This window comes from Pantoea sp. M_9, from assembly GCF_008631385.1.
GTDB classification, from domain to species: domain Bacteria; phylum Pseudomonadota; class Gammaproteobacteria; order Enterobacterales; family Enterobacteriaceae; genus Pantoea; species Pantoea eucrina.
This window is the reverse complement of record NZ_VWUF01000017.1, coordinates 13925-36025: the sequence shown is the minus strand read 5'-3', so window position 1 is coordinate 36025 and position 22101 is coordinate 13925. Positions and strand designations below refer to the sequence as shown.

The 22101-nt window shown below is 57.9% G+C and carries 20 protein-coding genes and 1 riboswitch; of the genes, 10 read left to right on the top strand and 10 right to left on the bottom strand.

Translation table 11 applies throughout. The annotated features are described in order from the left end of the window. The first annotated feature begins 55 nt into the window (after positions 1-55). Together ilvD and ilvA are read left to right on the top strand one after the other, a co-directional pair. The gene (gene ilvD, locus F3I15_RS16840) at positions 56-1906 is read left to right on the top strand and encodes a dihydroxy-acid dehydratase (protein ID WP_150018697.1); all 1851 of its coding nucleotides are present in this window, start codon (positions 56-58) and stop codon (positions 1904-1906) included. Between the two features lie 4 nt (positions 1907-1910). After that, entirely contained in the window at positions 1911-3458 is a 1548-nt protein-coding gene (ilvA, locus tag F3I15_RS16835; RefSeq protein WP_150018696.1) for a threonine ammonia-lyase, biosynthetic, read from the top strand. Here the strand turns inward: ilvA and ilvY are convergent, their stop codons facing one another. Continuing rightward, complete coding sequence (gene ilvY, locus F3I15_RS16830; RefSeq protein ID WP_150018695.1) at positions 3459-4340, bottom strand: HTH-type transcriptional activator IlvY; 882 nt, start codon at positions 4338-4340, stop codon at positions 3459-3461. 164 nt (positions 4341-4504) lie between these two features. Here ilvY and ilvC point away from each other — a divergent pair, with 164 nt between their 5' ends. Further along, on the top strand, positions 4505-5980 hold the full coding sequence (ilvC, locus tag F3I15_RS16825; RefSeq protein WP_094112051.1) for a ketol-acid reductoisomerase: 1476 nt from the start codon (positions 4505-4507) through the stop codon (positions 5978-5980). A gap of 404 nt (positions 5981-6384) precedes the next feature. On the opposite strand, the gene F3I15_RS16820 is transcribed toward ilvC, so the two are convergent. The 3 genes from F3I15_RS16820 to F3I15_RS16810 form a co-directional block, all read right to left on the bottom strand. After that, positions 6385-7719, bottom strand: coding sequence for an MFS transporter (locus F3I15_RS16820; RefSeq protein WP_039381113.1), 1335 nt, complete (start codon positions 7717-7719; stop codon positions 6385-6387). Positions 7720-8006: 287 nt separating this feature from the next. After that, entirely contained in the window at positions 8007-9008 is a 1002-nt protein-coding gene (yhjD, locus tag F3I15_RS16815; protein WP_150018694.1) for an inner membrane protein YhjD, read from the bottom strand. A gap of 69 nt (positions 9009-9077) precedes the next feature. Next, entirely contained in the window at positions 9078-9977 is a 900-nt protein-coding gene (locus F3I15_RS16810; RefSeq protein ID WP_071669257.1) for a LysR family transcriptional regulator, read from the bottom strand. Between the two features lie 115 nt (positions 9978-10092). On the opposite strand from F3I15_RS16810, the gene F3I15_RS16805 reads away from it, so the two are divergent. After that, a complete protein-coding gene (locus F3I15_RS16805) occupies positions 10093-10851 on the top strand; it encodes an SDR family NAD(P)-dependent oxidoreductase (RefSeq protein ID WP_150018693.1) in 759 nt (252 codons plus the stop codon). A 26-nt stretch (positions 10852-10877) separates the two neighbouring features. Here the strand turns inward: F3I15_RS16805 and F3I15_RS16800 are convergent, their stop codons facing one another. Beyond that, the gene (locus F3I15_RS16800; RefSeq protein WP_150018692.1) at positions 10878-11726 is read right to left on the bottom strand and encodes a PhzF family phenazine biosynthesis protein; all 849 of its coding nucleotides are present in this window, start codon (positions 11724-11726) and stop codon (positions 10878-10880) included. Between the two features lie 107 nt (positions 11727-11833). Here F3I15_RS16800 and F3I15_RS16795 point away from each other — a divergent pair, with 107 nt between their 5' ends. Then, entirely contained in the window at positions 11834-12457 is a 624-nt protein-coding gene (locus tag F3I15_RS16795; protein WP_150018691.1) for a glutathione S-transferase family protein, read from the top strand. On the opposite strand, the gene F3I15_RS16790 is transcribed toward F3I15_RS16795, so the two are convergent. Then, positions 12454-13914 carry a PLP-dependent aminotransferase family protein gene (locus F3I15_RS16790; RefSeq protein ID WP_223810730.1) on the bottom strand — a complete coding sequence of 487 codons (1461 nt, stop codon included), beginning with the start codon at positions 13912-13914 and terminating at the stop codon, positions 12454-12456. The two genes, F3I15_RS16795 and F3I15_RS16790, sit on opposite strands and share 4 nt — an antisense overlap. Positions 13915-14049: 135 nt before the next feature. Here F3I15_RS16790 and F3I15_RS16785 point away from each other — a divergent pair, with 135 nt between their 5' ends. Continuing rightward, positions 14050-14637, top strand: coding sequence for a LysE family translocator (locus F3I15_RS16785; RefSeq protein ID WP_150018689.1), 588 nt, complete (start codon positions 14050-14052; stop codon positions 14635-14637). A gap of 35 nt (positions 14638-14672) precedes the next feature. On the opposite strand, the gene mqo is transcribed toward F3I15_RS16785, so the two are convergent. Further along, positions 14673-16283, bottom strand: a complete 1611-nt coding sequence (gene mqo, locus F3I15_RS16780; RefSeq protein ID WP_150018688.1) for a malate dehydrogenase (quinone) — start codon at positions 16281-16283, stop codon at positions 14673-14675. Between the two features lie 498 nt (positions 16284-16781). Next, a complete protein-coding gene (locus F3I15_RS16775) occupies positions 16782-17027 on the bottom strand; it encodes a DUF1158 domain-containing protein (protein WP_039381087.1) in 246 nt (81 codons plus the stop codon). 284 nt (positions 17028-17311) lie between these two features. On the opposite strand from F3I15_RS16775, the gene mntP reads away from it, so the two are divergent. The 4 genes from mntP (at position 17312) to F3I15_RS16755 (ending at position 20527) form a co-directional block, all read left to right on the top strand. Next, complete coding sequence (mntP, locus tag F3I15_RS16770) at positions 17312-17884, top strand: manganese efflux pump MntP (RefSeq protein ID WP_150018687.1); 573 nt, start codon at positions 17312-17314, stop codon at positions 17882-17884. A gap of 359 nt (positions 17885-18243) precedes the next feature. Then, a complete protein-coding gene (locus F3I15_RS16765) occupies positions 18244-19110 on the top strand; it encodes a fumarylacetoacetate hydrolase family protein (protein ID WP_150018686.1) in 867 nt (288 codons plus the stop codon). A 25-nt stretch (positions 19111-19135) separates the two neighbouring features. Then, a riboswitch (Fluoride riboswitch) is annotated at positions 19136-19209 on the top strand. A gap of 86 nt (positions 19210-19295) precedes the next feature. Further along, positions 19296-19673: a fluoride efflux transporter CrcB gene (crcB, locus tag F3I15_RS16760; protein ID WP_150018685.1), complete on the top strand. Its 378-nt coding sequence runs from the start codon at positions 19296-19298 to the stop codon at positions 19671-19673. Positions 19674-19729: 56 nt separating this feature from the next. Continuing rightward, positions 19730-20527: a sugar phosphate isomerase/epimerase gene (locus F3I15_RS16755; RefSeq protein WP_150018684.1), complete on the top strand. Its 798-nt coding sequence runs from the start codon at positions 19730-19732 to the stop codon at positions 20525-20527. Here the strand turns inward: F3I15_RS16755 and F3I15_RS16750 are convergent. Continuing rightward, positions 20524-21129 carry an alpha/beta hydrolase gene (locus F3I15_RS16750; protein ID WP_150018683.1) on the bottom strand — a complete coding sequence of 202 codons (606 nt, stop codon included), beginning with the start codon at positions 21127-21129 and terminating at the stop codon, positions 20524-20526. The genes F3I15_RS16755 and F3I15_RS16750 overlap by 4 nt on opposite strands. A 9-nt stretch (positions 21130-21138) precedes the next feature. After that, the gene (locus tag F3I15_RS16745) at positions 21139-22080 is read right to left on the bottom strand and encodes a glutathione S-transferase family protein (RefSeq protein ID WP_150018682.1); all 942 of its coding nucleotides are present in this window, start codon (positions 22078-22080) and stop codon (positions 21139-21141) included. Positions 22081-22101 lie beyond the last annotated feature (21 nt).

Here is a 22101-nt window from a genome sequence, read left to right as displayed (position 1 = left end):
ATCAGCGCGGGGGCAGCAGCGCCCGCGTCATTTTTCAGACTGGAGTAAATAGAGCATGCCTAAGTACCGTTCAGCCACCACCACCCACGGCCGTAATATGGCGGGTGCCCGTGCCCTGTGGCGCGCCACCGGAATGACCGATGATGATTTCGGCAAGCCGATTATTGCGGTAGTGAACTCATTCACACAGTTTGTACCAGGGCACGTGCACCTGCGCGACCTCGGCAAGCTGGTTGCAGAGCAGATTGAAGCAGCGGGCGGCGTGGCAAAAGAGTTCAACACCATCGCGGTAGATGATGGTATCGCCATGGGACATGGCGGCATGCTGTATTCACTTCCGTCACGTGAGCTGATCGCCGACTCCGTAGAGTATATGGTCAACGCCCACTGCGCGGATGCGATGGTCTGCATCTCCAACTGCGACAAAATCACCCCGGGCATGCTGATGGCGGCACTGCGCCTCAACATTCCGGTGATCTTTGTCTCCGGCGGCCCGATGGAAGCGGGAAAAACCAAACTCTCCGACCAGATCATCAAGCTGGATCTGGTGGATGCGATGATTCAGGGGGCGAACCCCAACGTCAGCGACGCCGACAGTGAGCAGATTGAGCGCTCAGCCTGCCCGACCTGCGGCTCCTGCTCCGGGATGTTTACCGCGAACTCCATGAACTGCCTGACAGAAGTGCTGGGCCTGTCACAGCCGGGCAACGGCTCGCTGCTGGCCACCCACGCCGATCGTAAAGCGCTGTTCATCAATGCCGGTAAGCGCATTGTGAGCCTGACCAAACGCTACTACGAGCAGGATGACGCCAACATGCTGCCGCGTAATATCGCGACCAAAGCAGCGTTTGAGAACGCCATGACGCTGGATATCGCCATGGGCGGATCCACCAATACCGTACTGCATCTGCTGGCGGCGGCGCAGGAGGGCGAGATCGACTTCAATATTTCCGATATCGACCGCCTGTCACGTAAAGTACCGCAGCTGTGTAAAGTGGCGCCCAGCACCCCGAAATATCATATGGAAGATGTGCACCGCGCCGGCGGCGTAATCGGTATTCTTGGCGAGCTGGATCGGGCTGGCCTGATTGACACCAGCGCACGCAATATTCTGCAGCAGACGATGCGTGAAACGCTGGATCAGTACGACATCATGCTGACACAGGACCAGGCCGTAAAAGATATGTTCCGCGCCGGCCCGGCGGGCATCCGCACCACGCAGGCTTTCTCGCAAAGCTGTCGCTGGGACACGCTGGATGACGATCGCGCTGAGGGCTGTATCCGTACGCGCGAACACGCCTACTCACAGGATGGCGGCCTGGCGGTCCTGTACGGTAACCTGGCAGAAGATGGCTGTATCGTTAAAACGGCGGGCGTCGATAAAGAGATCCTGACCTTTAAAGGCCCGGCAAAAGTTTATGAAAGCCAGGATGATGCCGTTGAAGCGATCCTGGGCGGTAAAGTGGTGGCCGGTGATGTCGTCGTCATTCGCTACGAAGGGCCAAAAGGGGGTCCGGGCATGCAGGAGATGCTTTATCCGACGACCTATCTGAAGTCGATGGGCCTTGGCAAAAGCTGCGCGCTGATCACCGACGGGCGCTTCTCTGGCGGCACCTCCGGCCTCTCTATCGGCCACGCCTCGCCGGAAGCGGCGAGCGGCGGCACCATTGCGCTGGTAAAAGATGGCGATCTGATTGAGATCGATATCCCGAATCGCGGCATTAAGCTGGCGGTACCGGATAATGAGCTGCACGCCCGTCGTGAAGAAGAAGCTGCGCGCGGAGAAGCCGCCTGGACGCCGCATAATCGCGAACGTCAGGTCTCTTTTGCGCTGCGTGCTTACGCCTCACTGGCGACCAGCGCGGATAAAGGCGCAGTGCGCGACAAGTCGAAGCTGGGAGGCTGATGGTATGGCTGAGTCTCAACCCCTCTCTGCGTCGCCTGGCGGCGCGGAATACCTGCGTGCCATTCTGCGTGCGCCGGTTTATGAAATTGCGCAGGTAACGCCGCTGCAGAAGATGGAGAAACTCTCATCAAGGCTCGGCAACACCGTTCTGGTGAAACGTGAAGATCGGCAGCCGGTGCACAGCTTCAAGCTGCGCGGTGCCTATGCGATGATCGCCGGATTAAGCGAAGAGCAGAAAGCGCGCGGCGTGGTGACCGCTTCTGCCGGGAACCACGCGCAGGGGGTTGCACTCTCAGCCAGCACGCTGGGAATTAAATCGCTGATTGTCATGCCGCTCACCACCGCGGATATCAAAGTCGATGCGGTACGGGCGTTTGGCGGTGAAGCCTTTCTGTTTGGCGCAAATTTCGATGAGGCGAAGGCCAAAGCGATTGAGCTGGCGCAGCAGCAGGGGTACACCTTTGTGCCGCCGTTTGACCATCCGGCAGTGATTGCCGGACAGGGCACGCTGGCGATGGAGCTGCTGCAGCAGGATGCGCATCTTGATCGCGTATTTGTTCCGGTTGGCGGCGGCGGGCTGGCGGCCGGCGTGGCGGTGCTGATTAAACAGCTGATGCCGCAGATCAAAGTCATCGCGGTGGAGTCTGAGGACTCCGCCTGCCTGAAAGCTGCGCTGACGGCGGGCGAGCCGGTGGATCTGCCGCGCGTCGGGCTGTTTGCCGAGGGCGTGGCGGTGAAACGTATCGGCAGCGAAACCTTTCGGCTCTGTCAGGAGTATCTCGACGACATTATCACCGTTGACAGCGATGCCATCTGTGCGGCGATGAAAGATCTGTTTGAGGATGTGCGGGCCGTGGCGGAACCCTCAGGTGCGCTGGCGCTGGCGGGAATGAAAAAGTATATCCAGCAGCATGACATCAAAGGCGAGCGCCTGGCACACGTGCTGTCGGGCGCCAACGTCAACTTCCACGGCCTGCGCTATGTTTCCGAACGCTGCGAGCTGGGAGAGCAGCGGGAAGCGCTGCTGGCAGTAACCATTCCTGAACAGCAGGGCAGCTTTCTGACGTTCTGTCAGACGCTGGGCGGCCGATCGGTCACAGAATTTAACTACCGCTATGCGGATGCGGACAGCGCCTGCATCTTTGTCGGCGTGCGTCTGACGCGCGGTCTTGAAGAACGCGGCGAGATCATCAGTCAGCTGACTGAAGGGGGCTACCAGGTGGTGGATCTCTCTGATGATGAGATGGCCAAGCTGCATGTGCGTTATATGGTCGGCGGGCGTCCGTCAAAACCGCTGCGCGAGCGGCTGTTCAGCTTTGAGTTCCCGGAGGCGCCGGGCGCGCTGCTGAAGTTTCTGCAGACGCTGGGCGCGCACTGGAATATCTCACTGTTCCACTACCGCAGCCACGGCACCGATTTTGGTCGCGTGCTGGCGGCATTTGAAGTGAATGACAAAGAACCCGATTTTGAAACTCACCTGACGGCACTGGGTTACGAGTGGCACGATGAGGCGAATAATCCGGCGTTTCGTTTCTTCCTGGCTGGCCAGTAATCAGAGCAGATGCCAGAATGCATGAATCAGCGGCTCCCCGAGCCGCTTTTTTTGTACGCAAACGCCCAGCTGCAGCGGCGCAACTGACTCCACGTTCTCCAGCGTCATCACCCGGTTTCGCACTGGCTCAGGGCTGTTCTCCAGCACCACATCCGGCACCAGCGCAATCCCGCAGCCCAGCGCTACCATAGAGATAATCGCCTCATGGCCCGCCACCGTAGCGTAGATCTGCGGATTAGCGAGACGATAGCGCCGGAACCAGAGATCAATGCCGCGCCGCGCCGGCCCCTGATCCGGAATAATAAACGGAATCTGCGACCAGTCGGGCTGCGTCTGCGTGGCCTGGCTGCGTACCGGGCAGGGCAGCGCCGGCGCAATCAGCACCAGCGGGATCAGCCCCAGCGGCGTAAAGCCGATGCTGGCGGGCAGCGACTCCGGCCGGCCGGCGATAGCCAGATCCGCCTCACCCGACTGCACCATCTCAATGGCGTCCGCCGCGTCGCCGGTCGTGAGCTTGATCTCCACCTGCGGATGTTCAGCACGAAAGCGATCGAGAATCGGCGGCAGGTGGCTGTAAGCGGCAGTCACCGAGCAGAACAGACGCAGCTCACCGCTTAGCGAGGGGCCGTTGAGATCCATGACGTGACGCAGCTGCTGATACTGCAGCAGCGTCTGCTGGGCAAACTGGCGCAGCCGCTCACCCGCTTCCGTCAGCGTCACGGTGCGGTTATCCCGCAGAAACAGCGCATGGCCGACATCCTCTTCCAGCCGCTGGATCTGGCGCGACAGCGTAGAAGGGCTGACGTGCATGGCGCGTGCCGTACGGCCAAAATGGCAGCTTTCTGCCAGATGCAGAAAGAGTTTTAAATCGCGTAAATCCATCCGGGATCTCCTGACATTTTGTATTGCAAAAATTGCAACGTGACGTTGTTAATATATCAATTTAAGCAATGGATTTCCTGTCATATGATGGGGTCATTCGCAGCGCTGAAGCAGGCGCCGCTATCAGACAATAATGCAAACACAACATTGATGCGGAGTACCCCATGGCTAACTACTTCAACACATTAAACCTGCGCAATCAGTTAGCGCAGCTGGGCAAATGTCGCTTTATGGCGCGCGATGAGTTCGCCGATGGCGCCAGCTTCCTGAAAGGTAAAAAAGTAGTGATCGTGGGCTGCGGCGCACAGGGCCTGAACCAGGGCCTGAATATGCGTGACTCCGGGCTGGATGTAGCCTATGCGCTGCGTGCAGAAGCGATTGCAGAGAAGCGCGCCTCGTTCCGCAAAGCAACAGAAAATGGTTTTAAAGTCGGTACCTATGAAGAGCTGATCCCGCAGGCGGATCTGGTGGTTAACCTGACGCCAGACAAACAGCACTCCTCTGTTGTGAAAGCGGTTCAGCCCCTGATGAAAGATGGCGCTGCGCTGGGCTACTCGCACGGCTTTAACATTGTTGAGGTGGGCGAAACTATCCGCAAAGATATCACCGTGGTAATGGTGGCACCGAAGTGTCCGGGTACAGAAGTGCGCGAAGAGTATAAACGTGGTTTTGGTGTTCCGACGCTTATCGCCGTGCACCCGGAAAACGATCCGAAAGGCGAAGGCATGGCTATCGCGAAAGCCTGGGCTGCGGCTACCGGCGGTGACCGCGCAGGCGTGCTGGAGTCCTCCTTTGTAGCGGAAGTAAAATCGGATCTGATGGGTGAGCAGACCATTCTGTGCGGCATGCTGCAGGCGGGTTCGCTGCTCTGCTTCGATAAGCTGGTGGCTGAAGGGCACGATGTCGCCTACACCGAAAAACTGATCCAGTTCGGCTGGGAAACCATCACTGAATCACTGAAGTTTGGCGGTATTACGCTGATGATGGATCGCCTGTCTAATCCGGCAAAAATCCGTGCGTATGCGCTTTCTGAGCAGCTGAAAACGATCATGGCTCCGCTGTTCCAGAAGCATATGGATGACATCATTTCGGGTGAATTCTCCTCCGGTATGATGGCTGACTGGGCGAACGATGATAAAAACCTGCTGACCTGGCGTGAAGAGACCGGTAAAACGGCGTTTGAAAACGCGCCGCAGTTTGAGGGCAAAATTGAAGAGCAGGAGTATTACGACAAAGGCGTGGTGATGGTCGCGATGGTAAAAGCGGGCGTTGAGCTGGCGTTTGAAACCATGGTAGACGCCGGCATCATTGAAGAGTCTGCATACTATGAGTCGCTGCATGAGCTGCCGCTGATTGCTAACACCATCGCACGTAAGCGCCTGTATGAGATGAACGTGGTGATCTCTGATACCGCTGAGTATGGCAACTACCTGTTCTCATTCGCCGCGGTACCGCTGCTGGAGGAGTTTATGACCACGCTGCAGCCGGGCGATCTGGGCAAAGCGACAGAAGGCACTCAGGTTGATAACGCACAGCTGCGTGACGTTAACGAAGCGATTCGCCAGCATCCGATTGAAACCGTTGGTCGTAAACTGCGTGGCTACATGACCGATATGAAACGTATCGCGGTAGCTGGCTAAGCCCCATCCGACAATTTTCAGCCTTATCAAACCCCGGCCTGCCGGGGTTTTTTATTGCGCCGCACCGTCCCGGCCTAACGGGCCGCATAAATGCGGCCCCTACGTGATACACCTCTGTAGGGGCGTCATTAATGGCGCCCTGGCACAACGCCGCACCATCCCGACATAACGGGCCGCATAAATGCGGCCCCTACGTGATATATCCCCGCACGGGCGCCACACCCCCCGTAGGGGCGCCATTAATGGCGCCCTGGCTCAACGCCGCACCGTCCCGGCATAATGGGCCGCATAAATGCGGCCCCTACGTGATACACCTCTGTAGGGGCGCCATTAATGGCGCCCTGGTACAAAGGGCCGCATAAATGCGGCCCCTGCCGCGATACATCCTGCATCAGGATACGCGTTTATGCCGCATCATACAGCGTCTGGTGCCGCGTCTCTTTGCAGGCGATCAGGGCAATCAGCGTCAGCACCGCCATGGCGGCCAGATAGAAACCTACTGCCTGCAGGCCATAGTTTGCATTGAGCCAGGTGGCGATATAGGGCGCTACGGACGCCCCCAGAATAGATGACAAATTATAAGAGAAAGAGGCACCGGTATAGCGCACTTCGGTCGGGAACAGCTCCGGCAGCAGCGCACCCATCGGGCCAAACGTCAGGCCCATAATGCTCAGGCCCAGCAGCAGAAAGCCCATCACCAGAATCTGCGAGCCGGAGCCGAGCAGCAGCGGGAACATCAGCGCAAACGCGATAATCATCAGCGTAATAGTGATCATCGTTCTGCGGCGACCAAAGCGATCGGCCAGCAGACCAGCAATCGGCACCATTACGCCAAATCCGATTACCGCCACCATCAGCATCCAGAGGAAACTGTTGCGCGAGTAGCCCAGTCCGACCGGCGCCGGCGCGGTGCCGTAGCTCATTGAGTAGACGGTCATGATGTAGAACAGCGTGTAGGTAGCCAGCATGATAAAGGTGCCGAGTATGGTCGCCGTCATATGTTTGCTCAGCAGCGTGCCGATAGGCATACGCACCTGCTTCTGCTCCTTCTGCACTTTGGCAAAAACCGGACTCTCATGCAGCGAGACGCGCACGTAGAGGCCGATCAGCACCAGTACCGCAGAAAGGATAAACGGCACGCGCCAGCCCCACTGCATAAACTGCTCGTCGGTCAGCAGCCAGGAGAGCAGCAGGAACGTACCGTTGGCAAAGAAAAAGCCGATCGGTGCGCCCAGCTGGGGGAACGATCCGTAAAGCGCGCGCTTTTTCGCCGGTGCATTCTCGGTTGCCAGCAGCGCGGCACCGCCCCATTCGCCGCCCAGTCCCAGCCCCTGACCGAAGCGCGCCAGTGCCAGCAGCAGCGGCGCGGCAACGCCAATGGTTTCATAGCCAGGCAGCAGACCAATCAGCACTGTTGAGACGCCCATCGTCAGCAGCGAAGCGACCAGCGTCGCTTTACGACCAACGCGGTCGCCGAAGTGACCAAACACCGCCGAGCCGATTGGCCGCGCGACAAAGGCGATGGCAAAGGTTGCCAGCGACTGCAGCGTCGCAACCGTGGCGTCCCCCTGAGGAAAGAAAATATGCGGGAAGACGATAACCGCTGCGGTGGCGTAAATATAGAAATCGAAGAACTCGATAGCCGTACCGACCAGGGAAGCTACGACAACTTTACCGCGTGAATTGACCGGCGCCTCGTCGTGCAGCGCGTCAGGTGTTTCTGTGATGGAGGCTTGCATAAATGTTTCTTAATTGTAAATGTAAACCAGAAATATTACGCACCTGGTATGCGGCATTCAATGAGCAAAAAGCGTCGCAAAACGACGATTTTCGGCGAAAAAGAGGATAATGTCTGAGTTAACCGGAATGGTGGCGAATGGCAGCGGCAGGAAACGTTTTTCTGGCGTGAATCGCTGCTAAACCGCTAAATAAAAGTGACTGGCTGGCGTTTCCTGCTGGCGGGTGCGCTAAAATTCGCCAGCAGGAAACAGGTTTTACTGTTCAGGGAGTTGCCCTGTGCCCGTTGTCAGGAGGGCTGGCGCGGCTGCGGCATCTCCGTATCGCCTTTATATTTCGCCGTGGCGATCCACGCGGCGCAGAACAGCGTCAGGCGGGCAAAGAAGTAGAAAAATGCCATCAGGCCGAGTACTGAACCAAAGGCCGCGCCTGAAGGAGAGGTCGCCAGCTTCGGCAGCGTCAGCGTCATAACAAATTTAATCACCTCAAAGCCGATAGCTGCCAGCAGCGTGCCGCGCAGCAGCGCTTTTTTACGCGGCTTATGGCGCGGCAGGATCCAGAAAATCCACAGGAACAGCAGATAATTCGCCAGCACCGAGATGGAGAGGGCAATAATTGTCATCACCGGACGCAGCCAGTCGATGCCATCCAGCCCCAGCGCGCTGACAATCGCTGCCTGAGCCGCACCGGCAATCGACGTCAGCGAAAGGGTGATCACCAGCGCCAGCATCAACCCCAGGAGTGAAAAAAGGTCGCGCAGATATTTCTTCCAGAACACCTCTTTATCATCCGGCGTCCGCTCCCAGACATCGCGCGACTGCGCGCGGACCGCTTCGCGCAGGTTGCCCATCCAGTTGATACCGGAATAGAGTGCCAGCAGCAGACCGGTCAGACCCACGGTAGCGCGCTGCTGAATCGCAGTGTTCACGGTATTTTTTAACGTGGTGGCGAGCGTGGGATCGCTGATGCTGCTGACAATTTTGTTAATCAGCTCCGACAGCAGATCCTGATTGGAGGCCAGCACAAATCCCACGGCGGCAAACGACACCATCAGAATCGGGATCAGCGATAAAAAGGAGAAGTAGGTGATCGCCGCGCCAAACTGGCTGCCCAGCCGGTCATTAAAGCGATCCAGCGCCCGGATAAAGTGCGCGACGGCCGGAATAGACTGAAACCACGCGGCAAAACGCGACACGCGACGAATTGAGCCATCCACGGTTTTATTACCGGTGTGGATATCGATCAGCGGCTTTGGATCGGCGGCTGACTCCTGGGTTGTTTTGTCTGTCATAGACGATAGGCATCCTGTTCACTGCGAAACTGAAATTATATACCGTAAATAAGGGCGGCGGCGGATGTGTCAGGTGACATACTCCTGCAGCACCTGACTCAGCCACTCCATAAACACCCGCACGCGGCGCGCCACGTTGCGGCGGTGCGGATAGAGCAGCGTAATCGGCATCGGCTTTGCCGGAAAAGCGTGCAGCACTTCCACCAGCTGACCCGACTCCAGCAGCGGCTGAACGCCCATTGCCGGCACCTGAATAATCCCCAGCCCGGCGAGACAGGCGGCACGGTAGGTTTCAGTACTGTTGACCGTCACCACGCCGCCGGTCTGCACATAGTGACACTGGCGGCCATCGAAATATTCAAATCCCGGCGCAGGCTGACCCAGCTGCTGGGTATAGTGCACCATGGCGTGCTGCGACAGCTCTTCCAGCCGTATCGGACGGCCAAAGCGGGAAAGGTAGTCGGGACTGGCGCAGTTGATCAAGGCATAGGTGCCAATTTTTCGCGCAATCAGACCGGAATCTTTCAGCTCGCCCACGCGCACCACGCAGTCAAACCCCTCCCGAATCACATCCACCTGGCGATCGCTGCTGCTCAGCTCAATCTCAATGCCGGGATAGTGCTGCAGAAACTCCGGCAGGCGCGGCAAAATAAAGCTGGTGGCCATCGCCACCGACATATCGACCCGCAGCTTGCCGCTCAGCGTCGCCGGGTCATGCTGAAACAGACTGTCCATATCCTCCATCATCGACAGCAGATCGAGGCAGCGATCGTAATAGACCAGTCCATCCTGGGTGAGGTGCACGCGCCGGGTGGTACGATGCAGCAGGCGCGTGCCCATCTGGTTCTCCAGCGCCTGCAGCTGACGCGACACGCTGCCTTTTGGTAAACCCAGACTTTCAGCAGCACGGGTAAAGCTGCCCATCTCCGCGACGCGTACAAAAACCTGCATTGCATGAATTTTATCCATGTTGTTCACCGATTGTTGTTGTTATTGAAACAGTGCTGCGCAGTTATCTGCGTTTATAGATCACTTCGGTTTGAATATCTTTATCAGGAGTTCACTTTTTCAGCAGGAGAGAGTTATGAGTCACAAAATAGCGCTGATTACCGGCGGAAACCGTGGTCTGGGACGTAATGCAGCCCTGAAACTGGCCGCACGCGGCACACATATTGTGTTTACTTACCGAAATCACGCTGATGAAGCGCAGAGGGTGGCAGAGGAGATCGAAGCGCTGGGCGTACGGGCGGCTGCGCTGCTGCTGGACGTTGGCGACAGCCGCCAGTTCGCTGCTTTTGCACAACAGCTTACGCAGACGCTGCAGCGCGTCTGGCAGCGCGACCGGTTCGATTTTCTGGTGAATAACGCCGGCCATGGTCACTATCAGCTGCTGACCGATACCACCGAGGCGGAGTTTGATGCGCTGGTTAACGTACATCTGAAAGGCCCGTTTTTTCTGACCCAGACGCTGCTGCCGCTGCTGAACGACGGCGGGCGTATTCTGAATATCTCCAGCGGACTGACCCGCATCACGCAGCCCGGCTCCGGGACCTATGCCGCAATGAAAGGCGCCATGGAGGTGCTGACGCGCTATCAGGCGAAGGAGCTGGGCGCACGCCGCATTCGCGTCAATATTCTGGCACCCGGCGCCATTGAGACTGACTTTGGCGGCGGACGGGTACGCGATACGCGTGAACTGAACGCGCAGATTGCGTCCGTCACCGCGCTGGGGCGGGTCGGGCTGCCGGACGACATCGGCGACGCTATTTGCATGCTGCTGAGCGAGGAGAGCGGCTGGATCACCGCCCAGCGCATTGAAGCATCAGGCGGTCAGGCGTTGTGATCGCCTGCTGACGTCAGAGCGGCGCGTCAGAGCGCGATGGTACCGTCGATTACCGTTACCGTCTGGCCACCAATCCAGATCGCCTCTTCCGTATAGGTAACGTCGATACGGCCGTTGCGCTGAATCGCGCTGCCCTGACGCGCCCGGTAGCTGCGCGTCTGGCCCTGGGCCGCCAGGTAGCGTGCCAGACAGGCGTTGGCGCTGCCGGTGACCGGATCTTCAGTCAGGCTGCCATTCTCCACAAACAGCGCGCGGACCTCATACTGCTCCGGTTCCCCCGGCGGCAGCGCGCCGAAAATCAGCGCGCCGCTGACGCCCGCCCGCTGCTGCAGCTGCTGCAGATCGGCCACGGAAGCCGTGACGTCGATGACTGCCTGCGCGCTGCTGAGCGGGATCAGCAGCCAGCGAATACCCATATCCGCTACGGCGGGCGACTGCGTCAGATCAAAGGCCTCGCTGTTAAGCGCGCGGCTCATCAGCGCATCGCTGAACGGCGTCAGGGTTGCCGTCGGGGCAGCGAATGCCAGCGCGCCATCGGCGGCGATACGCACCTCAACCAGTCCGACGCCGCACTCCTGAACAATACAGCCGGCGTTTTTCCGCGGCCAGCCCGCTTCCAGCAGCGTATGGGCTGTACCCAGCGTCGGGTGACCGGCAAACGGCAGCTCACCTGAAGGGGTAAAAATGCGGATGCGATAGTCCGCCGCGCTGCTCTCTGGCGGCAAAACAAACGTGGTCTCTGACAGATTGGTCCAGCGCGCAATCGCTGCCATCTGATCGTCAGTTAATCCCTCTGCATCCATGATCACGGCCAGCGGATTTCCCCGAAATGCCATAGTGGTAAAGACATCCACCTGTTTAAACGCCACTCTCATAACAGTTCCTTTTCAGTCAGCCAATGTGTGGAATGATACCCTGCGCATGGTAAAAGCGCGCTAACAGGACTATGAATAGATTAATAATTCTGCAGGCGGAGTCCGCGATGTTAAAAATTTTAGGTCGTAAAACGTCAATCAACGTGCGCAAGGTGCTGTGGCTCTGCGCTGAGCTGAATATCACCTATAAGCATGAATCCTGGGGCGACGACGGGCTTTCACTGCATGCACCGCAGTTTATGGCGCTAAATCCTAACGCCCTGGTACCGGTCATCATCGACGACGGGCTGGTGATATGGGAATCCAACGCTATTCTGCGCTACCTGGCCAACAGTTACGGTGGTGCATGGCTCTATCCGGAGGAGCCGCGCTTACGCGCGCCGGTGGATCAGTGGATCGACTGGCAGGCTACCGAGCTTAACACCTCCTGGCGCTACGCCTTTATGTCGCTGGTACGAAACTCACCGGCGCATCAGGATCCCCGTCTGCTCGCGGCAGCGGTAAAAGGCTGGACGCACACCATGGGAATACTCAATCAGCAGCTGGAAAAATCGGGCCGCTATGTGGCCGGGCGTCACTTCAGCCTGGCGGATATTCCCATCGGACTGGCGGTGAACCGCTGGTTTGAGACGCCGCTGGATCACCCCGATTTTCCGGCAATACAGACCTACTATGAGCGGCTGACGGAGCGCCCCGGGTTTACCACCTGGGGGCGCAACGGCACGCCTTAAGGCGCAGCAGGGGCAATGCCGCTCATCTCGCATGCCAGAGCACCCGTGCGCGCTAAGGCACGGGTATAACGCGCGTCGAACGGATAACAGCAGGAGAGGCGCAGCGCATGCCGGTAGCGTTCGCTTAGCGTATAGAGCGCGCCTGGCGTGACGCAGATCTGCTCCTGCAGCAGACGATTAAACAGCAGCACGGTATCAATCTCACCCGGCAGCTCGACCCAGAAGACAAAGCCACCGCGCGGCAGCGTGGCGCGCGTTCCCTGCGGAAAATGGCGCGCCAGAATGCCCCGCGCCGCATCCAGATTTGCCGCGTAGCGTCGGCGCAGCGAGCGCAGATGGTGATCGTAGCCCCCGCTGGCAAGGAACTCTGCCAGCGTCTCGCTCAGCAGCTGCGATTCAGTCATCGACGAGACCGCTTTCAGCCGCGCAATGCTGGCGTGAAACCGGCCCGCGGCGGTCCAGCCGATGCGAAAATCAGGCGCCACGGTTTTGGTAAAGCTGGTGCAGTAAATCACCCAGCCATCGCGATCGAACGCTTTAACCGGCGGTGACAGCGGCCAGTCAAACTGCAGTTCATCGTAGAGCCCGTCCTCAATCAGCGGAATGCGATAGTGATTTATCAGCGCGGCGAGCCGTTTTTTGTTCTCCAGCGGCATCACGTAGCCCAGCGGGTTTTGCGCGCCCGGCATAGCGATCAGCGCCTGAATGCGCTGCTCCTGCAGCAGCATCTCCAGCGCGTCCAGTGAAAGACCGCGCTGCGGGTCGGTAGGGATCTCCAGCGCTTTCAGTCCGAGCGAGGCGAGCAGCGGAAACAGGAAAAAATAGGTGGGGGACTCCAGCCCGATACAGTCGCCGGGCTGCGTGACAGCGCGCAGCGCCAGCTGCAGCGCCTCCATGCAGCCGTGGGTCAGGGTAATCGCCTGAGCGGTAAGGTTCAGTCCGGTATGCACGCTGCGCCGGGCGATCTCCTCGCGCAGCCGCTCGCTGCCGGGCGGCAGCGCATAACGACCGATAATGTCGCCCTGGCGCCGGATCAGCGCGGCGGTGATCCGGCCCAGCTTCGCTGAAGGAAAAAGCTCACTGTCCTGCGGACAGGCCAGCGAAATATTGGTGTAGCCGGGATTATTCTGCGCGGCAAAAACCTGCTCAATCAGCGCCAGCTTCTGTGCATCCGGATCGCCACTCTCTGCGGCGGGCGGCTGCGGCTGTAGCGTAACGGCAGGCAATACGCCGCGAACGTAATAACCTGACTGCGGCCGCGCCTCAATCAGGCCGCGATCCTCCAGCAGTTGCCAGGCGCTGAGCACGGTATTTACGCTGAGCTGATGCGACTGCGCCACTCGCCGGATGGCGGGCAGGCGGGCACCCGGTCGCAGCGAACCCTGATGAATAGCGTCGGCAAATTTTGCTGCCAGCTGCTGGTAGCGCGGTTGATCGTCAGTAAACGCGAGGGACACAATGGCCTCCGAAAGCGACAGGTACAAAACAGAGAAACTGGAACTGTACCCATTACAATACTGAATTGCTGTCTCTGTCGCCATTGCGGCAGCGGCATTACGATGGAGTCAGCTTATTCAGCCCGGAGAACTCTTATGCTCGATCCCGCCTTTTTCAGTTATGTCACCATCATGTCTATTACGCCCGGCCCGAACAATCTGCTGCTGGCCACATCAGGGGTCAATTTCGGCTTTCGTCGCACGCTGCCTGTGCTGGGCGGTATACTGCTTGGCTGCGCGCTGCAGATGCTGCTGGCGAGCGTGGCGCTGGAGCTGCTGCTGACGTGGATGGCAGTCGTGCGCCTGCCGCTGACGCTGGCGGGCTGCGGCTATCTGCTATGGCTGTCATGGAAAATTTTTCACGCCGGTGCGCCGCAGGCCAGCGTCCGTCCGCGTCCCATGACGCTGCTGGGCGGCGTGGCTTTTCAGGCGGTTAATCCCAAGGCCTGGCTGATGGTCACTAACGTTGCGCTGCTTTACGCCAGCAGCAGCAACGTCTGGCTGGTGCTGATCGGTTTTGCCGCGCTCAATCTGCCCTGCATTCTGCTCTGGGCAGCGCTGGGCGATCGGCTGCGGACGTATCTGCAGACGCACTGGAAGCGGCGCCTGTTTAACACGCTGATGGCGCTATCGCTGGTGGCAACGACCGGCTGGATGGGGTATGACGCGCTGAGCGCACTGTAGAGCAGGTGCGCCGGGCGGCGCACCTGAGCAGTCAGCTATTTGCCGACCACGTGAGCGGTGATCCGCGCTTCGTCGTTTGCCGCGTGCGAGGTGATCACCGGCTCATATTCCAGCTGCAGTATGCGACTGGTATCGGCCAGTACTTTCTCAGTCAGCGCCACGTCACCATTAAGCTTGCGGCCCCATGACGGAATAACGGCCCGGATTTTAGTCTGCCACTCCGGTGAGCGCATCTGCTCAGGGAAAGCTTTTGCCATCAGCTCCAGCATAATCGGTGGCGCGGTCGATGCGCCAGGCGAGGCGCCCAGCAGCGCAGAAATAGAGCCATCAGCAGACGTTACCACTTCAGTGCCGAGGCGCAGCACGCCGCCTTCCAGCTCATCATTTTTGATAATCTGCACGCGCTGGCCCGCCGTGACCAGGCGCCAGTCTTCCTGTTTCGCCTGCGGCACATAGGCACGCAGCGCCTCCATGCGATCGGCATCGCTCTGCAGCACCTGATCAACCAGATATTTCACCAGGTCAAAACTCTTCAGGCCGACCTGCATCATCGGCAGCAGGTTGCTGGTGTTCATCGCGCCAAACATATCCAGCAGCGAACCCTGTTTCAGGAACTTAGTGGAGAAGGTGGCGAACGGGCCAAACAGCAGCACCTGTTTGCCATCCAGCACGCGCGTATCCACGTGCGGCACTGACATTGGCGGTGCGCCGACGCTGGCTTTGCCGTAGACCTTGGCCATATGCTGCGCGACCACATCCGGATTTTCGGTCACAAGGAAAGAGCCGCCCACCGGGAAGCCGGCGTAACCTTTAACCTCAGGAATGCCTGATTTCTGCAGCAGCGGCAGCGCCGCACCGCCGGCACCGATAAACAGCTGGCGGGTAATCAGGGTACGCTGTTCACTGGTATCCAGGTTCATCAACGTAACCTGCCAGCGGCCATCGTTCAGACGTACCAGGTCACGCACTTCCTGCCGCATACGCAGGCGGAAATGCGGTTTTTTCTCCAGGGCGGCGATCAGCTGACGCGTCACTTCACCAAAGTTGACGTCTGTACCCATATCGGTCCAGGTGGCGGCGACCTTCTGCTGCGGATCGCGTCCTTTCATGACCAGCGGGATCCACTGCGCAATCTGCTCGCGATCTTCTGAATAGTGCATGCCGCGGAACAGCGTGCTCTTCTGCAGCGCCTGGAAACGCTTGCGCAGGAAGTCGACGTTAGCGTCACCCCACACAAAGCTCATGTGTGGTGTGGTATGGATAAAGCTTTTGGGATCCTGCAGGTTGCCTTTCTGCACGTGATGCGCCCAGAACTGACGCGACATCTGGAAAGATTCATTAATGGCTACCGCTTTAGTGATATCGATCGAACCATCCGCCTTTTGCGGCGTGTAGTTAAGCTCGGCCAGCGCGGCGTGACCGGTACCGGCATTATTCCAGCCGTTAGAGGATTCCACTGCGACGTCATTCAGACGCTCAACCATTTCAATGGACCAGTCTGGCTCCAGCTCCTGCAGCCAGGTGCCGAGCGTAGCGCTCATTACGCCTGCGCCAATCAGCAGGACATCAACTTCTTTCCGTTCCTGACGTTTTGCACCATCCATTGCAGCGCTGCTCAGCGCCAGGTTTACCGCAGTGTTGCTCATGAGGCGACATCTCCTCTTCTGTTGACCTGAAGCTCAACAGGTTGGCAGGCAAAATAGCCGCGCGGTTTACGCGCGCTGCGCTATCTCAAAGGGTTAAGACTCAGGTTAAGCCAATGGGGCGATAACGGTTAACTACACGTTATGCATATGCTTCTGAATATAACATTCTCGTATTGGAATTAAACGTTTGTTTATTTTTTAAATGCCGAAATGATTCAGCATAAGAATTAATCAGCCTGAGCGGCGGCTTATAAGATATTTTTATCCGCTAATCAGCAGGTTATGCAGATATCAATGTTATGTAATTGTGATGAGATTACAGAGGTTAAAAGATGAACGGTGACACGCATCACAAAATAACACTCTGAATAATAAGAAATATTTATGGCGAGCTGGAAACGGGGATTTTTTGTTGCGTGATATGTCGCCCGTCTGTGTAAAAATAGTGTTACATTTCTGTGATTCTGATTTTAACGGGCGAAGCGTTTAAGAGAGAGGTCAGCGCATCTGAAACCAGCGACGCCAGATAAAACGAATAACAAAAAACTCCAGCGTGCCAAGCAGCAGGAACCACAGGCAAAACACCAGCGTATAGAGCTGGTTGAGATCCTGGAGGTGTAAGCTCTGCTGCAGTCGCTGCGCCCATATCAGACCAAAAGAGGGGGCGGGCAGCAGAAGCGCCGAAAGAAAGCCCAGCAGCAGGATCCCGCCTGGAATAATCAGTGTTTCGAAAGGGTTTTTCATCGCTCTTTTCCTGTCAATATTGCGCGGGCATTAGCGCATAAAAGGGGCGGGCAGTGCAATCTGTGAATCAGACGATGCTAGGAAATTTCTTCGATTCCATCAACTTAGCGTTAAAAATAGCGGCAGTTAAGAGTTATAGCCTTTGCTATACTTAAACCCCTGATTTTGTTGTCTTTTTTTTGGGGTATTTGCATGCTAGACTGCGCGCACTTTTTTATGACTGACATATTAAGACGAACAAAGCAGAGGATTTACGCATTTGTTCGCTAACTGGCTAAAAACCCATGACATTCATCGCAACCCTGATCCTGGCTTTTGGCATGTCAATGGACGCCTTTGCCGCTGCACTGGGTAAAGGTGCGTCGTTGCACCGTCCGGGAATTAAAGAAGCCTTACGCACTGGCCTGATTTTTGGTGCCATCGAAATGCTGACGCCGCTCATCGGCTGGGCAATCGGCCTGGCGGCCAGTCATTATATTATGGCGTGGGATCACTGGGTGGCCTTTGGTCTGCTTAGCGTCCTGGGCGGCCGTATGATTATGGAAGGTTTCCGCCAGACAGCAGATGAGCCCTGTGAAGCGCCGCAGCAGCACGGCTTTATGGTGCTGGCGCTGACGGCGGTTGCCACCAGCCTTGATGCGCTGGCCGTCGGCGTCGGTCTCGCTTTCCTGCAGGTTAATATCCTGTTCACCGCGCTGACCATTGGTGCTGCAACCACGCTGATGGCGACAACCGGTGTGCTGGTGGGACGCTTTATCGGCCCTGTACTGGGTAAGTGGGCAGAAGTGCTGGGGGGCGTGGTGCTGATCTGTATCGGCAGCACAATTCTGATTGAGCATCTGGGATTGATGAACTGAACGTTAATTTTGTGATCTGGCTCAAATAAAATTGCATGAAAAACGCGCTGCCGCTATAATTTGCGCGTAATTTTTCAACAATATTTGAGTCAGGTGTTTCATGAAAGCTTTTTTCCGTTATGTGTTTCGCGCCTATGTCGCAACCTTTAAACACGTACCGCCGGGCGCGCTTTCTTAAGCGTCCAGAGTTACCCTCGATAATCGCCTTCAGGGATTGAAGGATGATTATCACCTCTCTTCTTTGTCCTTTCCCGCACGCAGACTGACACAAACCTTCACCACTTTCTTTGCAGGTCATACCGCATTTCTGGCTGGCTTTTGATACGCTGCGCGCCATTTCTTATTATAACGAGGCGGTTATGCAGCTTTGCAGTTTTTATCTGATTGATTGTGCACGCAAAAGCTATGGCATCGTGCAGAAAGAGGGTGTTGTTGATCTTGGGCTGCGCCTGGGTGACGCCTGTCCCGACCTGAAAACCCTGCTGGCGCGCGGCGGTATCAGCGATCTGGCCGCATTTGAGCATCTGCCAGCGGATCATGCGTTTAGTGCCATTCGTTTTCTGCCGGTCATTGAGCAGCCGGGAAAAGTGTTCTGCGTCGGCATGAACTATGCCGATAAACGTAAAGAGTTTGCGGAAACGCTGGAGGCGCCCACGCTGTTTGTCCGTTTCGCTGACTCACTGGCGGCGCATGAACAGCCGCTGCTGAAGCCCGCGACCACCGCAGAATTCGATTATGAGGGCGAGCTGGCCGTGATTATCGGCAAAGCCGCCTCGCAGGTGCCGGCAAGCGACGCGCTGACGTATGTGGCGGGCTATAGCTGCTTTATGGATGCCACTGTCCGCGATATGCAGTTTACCTGGTTTACCGCCGGAAAAAACTGGCAGCAGACCGGCGGCTTTGGCCCGTGGATGACCACGGCTGATGAGATCCCGGATCCGCAGCAGCTGGCGATCAAAACCTGGCTTAACCAGCGCGAAGTGCAGAACGACACCACGGCCAGCATGGTGCATCCGGTGGCGAAAATTATCGAGTATATCTCTGCGTTCAGCCCGCTCTCCCCGGGAGACGTCATTATTACCGGATCGCCCGGCGGCGTCGGCAAAAAGCGTACGCCACCGCTGTTTATGTTCCCGGGTGATGAGATTGAAGTGGAGATTGAAAAAATCGGTCGTCTGCGTCACCGGGTGTCTGACCGTAACCCGGCGCTGCTGCCGGCAGGGTGATCGTTTACCGGCGATAGCGTATTATCTCAGCACGGGTGATGGCGTACCACCCGATCCAACCGCCGCTGTTTTCAGACGGCTGATGACGCCTGACTATACGCTTATCCCTGCGCGGAGAGGGCGGCGGGTCAGGCGTTTTTCGTTTCCTGCTGCCGTTACGCGCGCTTCATTCCGGAGATCAAATTATGCTGAAGTCGCTGTGCGCCGTCATCGTCGGCGGAGCTGCTGGCTGCACCCTGCGCTGGCTTATCTCGCTGCGTTTTAACGCGCTGTTTCCTGATTTGCCGCCAGGCACGCTGATTGTAAACCTGGCGGGCGGTTTCATCATTGGCGCCGCTCTGGCGTGGTTTATGCGCTACCCACAGCTCGATCCGGCATGGAAACTGCTGATCGTCACCGGGCTGTGCGGCGGACTGACCACGTTTTCTACCTTCTCAGCAGAGATTGTCAGCCTGCTACAATCAGGTAAATACCTGTGGGCAATGTCGAGCGTGATGGTGCATGTCGTGGGTTCGCTGCTGATGACCTTTGCGGGCTTTGCAGTGGTTAACCTGCTCGGCTGAGCGCCCGTCAGCGGCCCGTCAGGGAGGATTCTGTTCAGACGCAAAGGAGCGTAACCATGCCGGGCAATCCACTTTTTCTTAATCTGGTCCTGCTGCAGGGCGAGCCTGCAGCAAAGCTGCGCGCGGCGCAGGATGCAGGTTTTGATCAGGCTGAAATCTGGCGCGAAGATGTGGAAAAGATGGAGACGGCGCACTTAGCGCACTCCGCGATCCGTTTCACTAATCTGCAGGTGCTGCGCGACTTTACCGGCGTGCCGGACAGCGAGCGCCAGCAAAAGCGTGAGGAGCTGCAGCAGTTTATCCGGCTGGCGCGCGCGATTGGCTGCGACACCATCCAGGCGCCTGCCACCACGCGACAGGATTGCATCCCGGAACGCATTGATGACGATCTGCGCTGGCTGGCGGCGGAAGCGGCGCGCCATGAGATGCGCATCATGTATGAGCCAATGGCGTGGAGCAGCGTGGACAACACGCTGCCGCTTGCCTGGCAGCGCCTGCAGCGTCTTGACCTGCCTAATGTTGGCCTGGTAGTAGATCTGTTTCATATCTGCGCGCTGGGTGGTGACGCGTCGCACCTTGAGGGCATCCCGGCCAGTCGTATCTATGAAGTCCAGCTGTGCGATATGGCTGAACGGCCGCCGCAGAATAATCAGGCGCTGAGCGACTATGCGCGTCACCAGCGGCTGCTGCCGGGCGACGGCATTATTGATGTGGACAGCTTTGTCAGTCGCCTGCAGCGAGCCGGTTATGCTGGTCCGGTTGGCATTGAAGTATTCAATGACCAGCTGAAAGCGCAGCCGGCGGCAGAGAGCGCACGGCGCGCCTGGCAGGCGCTGAATCGCTGCTGGCGCTAATCCTGCAGGCACTGCGCAATATAGGTTACTGCTTCTCTTGCGCCCTGCGGCGAGATGGTGTGGCCGGTGGTGGCTTCAAACGCGGCCGTTACGTTAACGCCTGCCGCCTGTAACCGGCTGACGGCGGACGCTGTTTCACCGAAGGGGATCACCTCATCTGCTTTGCCGTGGATCAGTAGCGCGGAAGCGCAGGGCTGCGGGGTTAGCGGTTCGTCGAATGCCAGCCGGCCGGAAAATGCCACCACGCCCGCCAGCGGGTAGCGTCCTGAAGCCAGTGCATCCAGCGCCATGATCGATCCCTGCGAGAAGCCGACCAGAATAACGTTTTCCCAGGCATCCGGCATACCGTGCTGCGCCATCAGGCGCTGCAGCGTATCGTCAAATGCATTGCGCGCCGCACGCACGCGCGCCGGACGATTCTCCGGCGTAACGCCGGTCAGGCTGAACCACTGATAGCCCATCGCATGCTCAAATGGCCAGGGCGCGTCGGGGGAAGCAAACGCCACGTCGGGCAGCAGCCCGCTCCAGTGCTCACCGAGCACCGCCAGATCGTCACCGCTGCTGCCAACGCCATGCAGAAAAATAACCAGTGCTTTCGCCATGCCTGCTCCTTAAAAACCGTACGCTGCCATATCCGGCCCGGCGGGCACGATGCCGTTGGGGTTCAGCGCTTTAATCGAATAGTAGCCCTGTTTGATATGGTCCATGTTCACCGTCTGTCGTATGCCTGAGACCGCCAGAACGCTTTTCAGATAGCGATCCAGCAGCGGATAGTCGCACAGACGGCGCAGGTTGCATTTGAACAGGCCATAGTAGGCGGCGTCAAAACGAATCAGCGTGACGAACAGCCGGATGTCGGTTTCCGTCAGGCGTTCGCCCAGCACAAAGGTACGGCCATCTTTCAGCAGCGCTTCCAGCTCATCCAGCTGCGTAAAAACATCGCTGAAGGCCTGCTGATAACTTACCTGGGTGGTGGCAAAGCCGGTGCGGTAGACACCGTTGTTTAACCGGGTGTAGATCGTTTCATTCAGCGCATCGATCTCCGTGCGCAGATCGGCAGGATAGAGATCCAGACGATCGTCAGCCAGATCGCCAAAGCCGCTGTTCAGCATGCGCAGAATATCGGCCGACTCGTTATTGACGATAGTCTGCGTCTTTTTATCCCATAGCACCGGGACGGTGGCGCGTCCGGTAAAAGCGGCATCGGCGCGGGTATAGAGTTCATGCAGATACTCAGCCTGGTTCAGCGTGTCGCGCTGCGCCCCCGGATAATCGCCAAAGCGCCAGCCTGCGCTGCCCAGTTGCGGTTCGACTACGGAAACAGTAATCACCTGTTCCAGACCTTTCAGGCTGCGCGCAATCAGCGTACGCGATGCCCACGGGCAGATTAGCGCCACGTAGAGATGGTAGCGATCCGGCTCTGCGGCAAATTCGGTTGTGCCATCAGCACTGATCCAGTGACGAAACTGCGAGGTCTGTCGTACAAATCCACCCTGCCGATCGGTGGCCTGTACCGGATGCCAGGCTTCACTCCATTTGCCATTCACTAACATAACGCTGCTCCTGTGTAATCA

Coding starts and splice junctions, on each gene's coding strand:
- ilvD (WP_150018697.1), top strand. CDS start 56: ATGCCTAAGTACCGTTCAGCCACCACCACCCACGGCCGTAATATGGCG.
- ilvA (WP_150018696.1), top strand. CDS start 1,911: ATGGCTGAGTCTCAACCCCTCTCTGCGTCGCCTGGCGGCGCGGAATAC.
- ilvY (WP_150018695.1), bottom strand. CDS start 4,340: ATGGATTTACGCGATTTAAAACTCTTTCTGCATCTGGCAGAAAGCTGC.
- ilvC (WP_094112051.1), top strand. CDS start 4,505: ATGGCTAACTACTTCAACACATTAAACCTGCGCAATCAGTTAGCGCAG.
- F3I15_RS16820 (WP_039381113.1), bottom strand. CDS start 7,719: ATGCAAGCCTCCATCACAGAAACACCTGACGCGCTGCACGACGAGGCG.
- yhjD (WP_150018694.1), bottom strand. CDS start 9,008: ATGACAGACAAAACAACCCAGGAGTCAGCCGCCGATCCAAAGCCGCTG.
- F3I15_RS16810 (WP_071669257.1), bottom strand. CDS start 9,977: ATGGATAAAATTCATGCAATGCAGGTTTTTGTACGCGTCGCGGAGATG.
- F3I15_RS16805 (WP_150018693.1), top strand. CDS start 10,093: ATGAGTCACAAAATAGCGCTGATTACCGGCGGAAACCGTGGTCTGGGA.
- F3I15_RS16800 (WP_150018692.1), bottom strand. CDS start 11,726: ATGAGAGTGGCGTTTAAACAGGTGGATGTCTTTACCACTATGGCATTT.
- F3I15_RS16795 (WP_150018691.1), top strand. CDS start 11,834: ATGTTAAAAATTTTAGGTCGTAAAACGTCAATCAACGTGCGCAAGGTG.
- F3I15_RS16785 (WP_150018689.1), top strand. CDS start 14,050: ATGCTCGATCCCGCCTTTTTCAGTTATGTCACCATCATGTCTATTACG.
- mqo (WP_150018688.1), bottom strand. CDS start 16,283: ATGAGCAACACTGCGGTAAACCTGGCGCTGAGCAGCGCTGCAATGGAT.
- F3I15_RS16775 (WP_039381087.1), bottom strand. CDS start 17,027: ATGAAAAACCCTTTCGAAACACTGATTATTCCAGGCGGGATCCTGCTG.
- mntP (WP_150018687.1), top strand. CDS start 17,312: ATGACATTCATCGCAACCCTGATCCTGGCTTTTGGCATGTCAATGGAC.
- F3I15_RS16765 (WP_150018686.1), top strand. CDS start 18,244: ATGCAGCTTTGCAGTTTTTATCTGATTGATTGTGCACGCAAAAGCTAT.
- crcB (WP_150018685.1), top strand. CDS start 19,296: ATGCTGAAGTCGCTGTGCGCCGTCATCGTCGGCGGAGCTGCTGGCTGC.
- F3I15_RS16755 (WP_150018684.1), top strand. CDS start 19,730: ATGCCGGGCAATCCACTTTTTCTTAATCTGGTCCTGCTGCAGGGCGAG.
- F3I15_RS16750 (WP_150018683.1), bottom strand. CDS start 21,129: ATGGCGAAAGCACTGGTTATTTTTCTGCATGGCGTTGGCAGCAGCGGT.
- F3I15_RS16745 (WP_150018682.1), bottom strand. CDS start 22,080: ATGTTAGTGAATGGCAAATGGAGTGAAGCCTGGCATCCGGTACAGGCC.